Below are 3349 nucleotides of genomic sequence, written 5' to 3'. Positions count from 1 at the left end.
TAGATAATAGCCTTGGTTTCGGAGGAAATACATTTGAGTTACTAGATACTAATATCTTCTTAGCTCATCTTGATGACGCTGCATCTTTCACTGTAGATGATGATGACGATGATGTTCTTGTTCAGATACGTGTTGCATCTAAAAGAACGACTCCAGAATCCAGCAGCGTTCTTGCTTATATTACCCTTGGGGGTTTAATGCTAGGGAGTGCTATCCGCAAAGCCAGAAAGTGATCGCATTGTAGCTCGCTATTGGCTTGTTGTCAAACGAACAAGTCTCAATGGGTTCCAGGAGAAATTGTCACAGCGGGGCAAGTAGTAAAAGCGATTATTCTTAACGGATTGGGATTTGTCTCCCGATCCTTGTATTTATTTCCTCAATTTTTTGAAGATAAAGCAACCGAACATCTGCGGGGAGATGGCATCGAACCCAAACACCTGAATGATGATAAAATTAGTCGAGTAATGGACAAACTTTATCAACTTGATGTTTCGGCCATTTTCCTACTGATTAGTTTAGCGGCCGTGAAAAAATTTGGTGTGGCGACCGAGAATTCCCATTTAGATGCTACTTCCCTCTCAGTGGAAGGAGAATATAATACTAAATCCGTTGAGTATAGGCTACATATCAGGACAGGCACTCATGCAATAGGCAAGAGGAAAAAGGGGGAATAAATAATCAGTTTTTAATAACCAGATTTAGTATAAAAAGGAATACCCAACAGTAGAAATCCTTAGGCTAAGTTGAAGTTATAGTTTTAAGTATTTAATTGACTAACAAAGACTAGAGAAGTATCAAAGGGAAAAAATGTCAATTAATGAATACAATTTTGTTACGGTTTTGCTCCTAGGGATGATCGATCGGTTAGAATGGTAAGACGCTCAACGATAACAATTATGACTTTACTAGCGAAATCTTTAGAGGAACTGACCGACTGGGTAAAAGACCAGGGACAACCCGCTTATCGGGGTAAACAATTACACCAATGGCTATATGAAAAAGGGGTGCATTCTTTGGCGGATATTTCCGTATTCCCCCAAGAATGGCGCAGCAAGATGGCGGATTATCCTATTGGTCGTTCCCTTATACATTATCGCAGTGTAGCACCCGATCGCACTCGTAAATATCTGCTAAAACTGGCGGATGGTTTAATTATCGAAGCGGTGGGAATTCCTAGTGAAAAAAGATTGACAGTCTGTGTTTCTTCGCAAGTGGGTTGCCCGATGGCCTGTGATTTTTGTGCCACGGGAAAAGGGGGTTTTACTCGTAATTTAAAAGCCTATGAAATTGTTGACCAAGTGTTAACAGTACAGGAGGATTTTCAGCAGCGAGTCAGTCATGTGGTATTTATGGGGATGGGGGAACCTTTATTAAATATTCCCGAAGTGGTGACAGCGATTCATTCCCTCAATCAAGATGTGGGTATCGGTCAGCGTTGTTTAACTATTTCTACGGTGGGATTGCCCCAGAAAATCAAGCAACTAGCGGCACATAATTTGCAAGTAACTTTTGCTGTTAGTCTTCATGCTTCTAATCAACAAGTTCGAGCTAAATTAATCCCCAGTGCCGACCATTATCCCCTAACTAATCTGATTCAAGACTGTCAGGAATACGTTCAAATCACGGGACGAAGAGTGACATTTGAATACATTCTTTTAGCGGGAGTAAATGATTTACCCGAACACGCAAGGGAATTAGCCAAACTGGTGAAAGGGTTTCAATCTCACGTCAATTTAATCCCCTATAATCCCATTCAAGAGGTGGATTATCAACGGCCTGATGAAAAGAGAATCAGAGCTTTTAAAACTATTTTAGAACAGGAAAAAGTCGCCGTTACTGTCCGTTATTCGAGAGGTTTAGCGACCGATGCGGCCTGTGGACAATTGCGATCAAGCGTTATGGTAGAATAAACAGGCGTAAATCGGCCATTAACTAGGGTTGGCTGAATACATCTAAAAACCTTGTTGGGTAAGACGTTTAGACTTTTGGAAAATCAAAAAGTGCCAGCCATTGGAGGGATCGGGGGGAAAATTCCGGGACTTTTTCCCTGAAAATTAGGTAATTTACCAGATGAAAATGGGTAAAACCCTACACCCTACACCCCACACCCTACCCCCACGAGAAACTTTTTCAGCAGACCCTAGATAGTCAACAGCTTAGATAATCGCTTTAAAAGTCAGACAGAGGAATAATTCCACAGGCTTGAATTTTGCTGAAAACGAGGTGAAGTTGCCACAATAACCAATTGCCAACTCTCCAGAAAGCCACGGAGTTTTGATTGTCAGAAGCTTCCGCAGATGGGTAACAAAGATTTTCTTCAAAAATCAACCAATGAACGGGTAAATGACCGAGGGGAGAATTCGGCTCTAATTCAAAGTTTAGTTGCTCATAATTGAGCCATTGACCTTCCTTCCGCCAACCTAGGCGATCGCCAAGTTTTTTTTGGCTTTCATAATCCACTAAACCACCGAGACTAGAGAAAATGGCTTGCTGAATACTAAACCCGAAATGACCATTACTATAATGAAGCCAAAGTTGATCAATTTTTTTGAGTTCCGAACAAGGTAATTGAGCAATATCTTGAGGATAAACCTCATTCCAGTAGGTCCTACCCAAAAATTTTAATAGTAGTTTGGTTGTTTGGCGATCAGCCGCTTGCCACTGTTGCTTTCTTAGCAAATCTTGTAATTGATTATAATCAATATCAGCCGATTCTTGAGTTAAGATATTTGGGGAAGTCTGGGGATTTTTAGAAGTAGAAGATTTGTGAATATTGTTTTGAGTGAATTGAGAGACAACTATTGCTAGGGGAGTTTTGGGGATAGTGTCTTTTTGACAAGCCTCTTGTTCTGCTAAATGATGAGATAATTTATTGATGGTTTTTTCTAGGGAAATAAATTGTTCTGACCATTCACTTTCATTGAATAAGTAATCATTAAATTGATCAGAGGAAAAAGCCTCTTTTAACCTTGCTTCTTTCTCGTAACCAGTCGCCAGAAAATTTAGCAAAAACTCAGAATTTATGGCTGAATCTGACGTTTCTAAGAGAGCAGGCTGAGGTGGAAAAATATTATCTACCAAATACTTAATTTCTCCAACTGTTGCATAAAATTCTTCATCCACCTTAATCACTTCTTCTATTAATAATTGAAAAGGCGCAAAATAGTCCTGTAAGTAGTTTTCAAAATTAATCGCATTTTGGGCAAGATCAGCAATTTCTTGGCGAACTCGTTGAGATTTGAGTTGATAATGATTTAATTCCTCATAAATTTTGAGTTCTTGAATAATTGCTTGCACAATTTTTTTCTGCTTTTGAGTATCCTCGGCTAATTTCTGAACTCCTTCCCCT

Annotated in this window: 2 protein-coding genes and 2 pseudogenes; 3 read left to right on the top strand and 1 reads right to left on the bottom strand. The window is 39.7% G+C overall.

All coding sequences use genetic code 11. From position 1 onward, the window contains the following. From IQ242_RS20165 to rlmN, 3 genes and pseudogenes are all read left to right on the top strand, one after another. Positions 1-233 (top strand): annotated as a pseudogene (locus tag IQ242_RS20165) (hypothetical protein); the annotation flags it as partial. A 57-nt stretch (positions 234-290) separates the two neighbouring features. Further along, positions 291-596, top strand: a pseudogene (locus tag IQ242_RS20160) (DUF4277 domain-containing protein); the annotation flags it as partial. Between the two features lie 300 nt (positions 597-896). Then, positions 897-1910, top strand: a complete 1014-nt coding sequence (gene rlmN / locus IQ242_RS20155) for a 23S rRNA (adenine(2503)-C(2))-methyltransferase RlmN (RefSeq protein WP_193961178.1) — start codon at positions 897-899, stop codon at positions 1908-1910. 259 nt (positions 1911-2169) lie between these two features. Here the strand turns inward: rlmN and IQ242_RS20150 are convergent. Continuing rightward, a partial coding sequence (locus IQ242_RS20150; protein WP_193961177.1) for a GUN4 domain-containing protein occupies positions 2170-3349 on the bottom strand: 1180 nt, incomplete at its 5' end.

The organism is Microcystis sp. LEGE 08355, from assembly GCF_015207185.1.
Lineage (GTDB): Bacteria > Cyanobacteriota > Cyanobacteriia > Cyanobacteriales > Microcystaceae > Microcystis > Microcystis panniformis.
The sequence above is the reverse complement of the archived record's forward strand: the minus strand, read 5'-3'. Positions and strand labels throughout refer to the sequence as shown.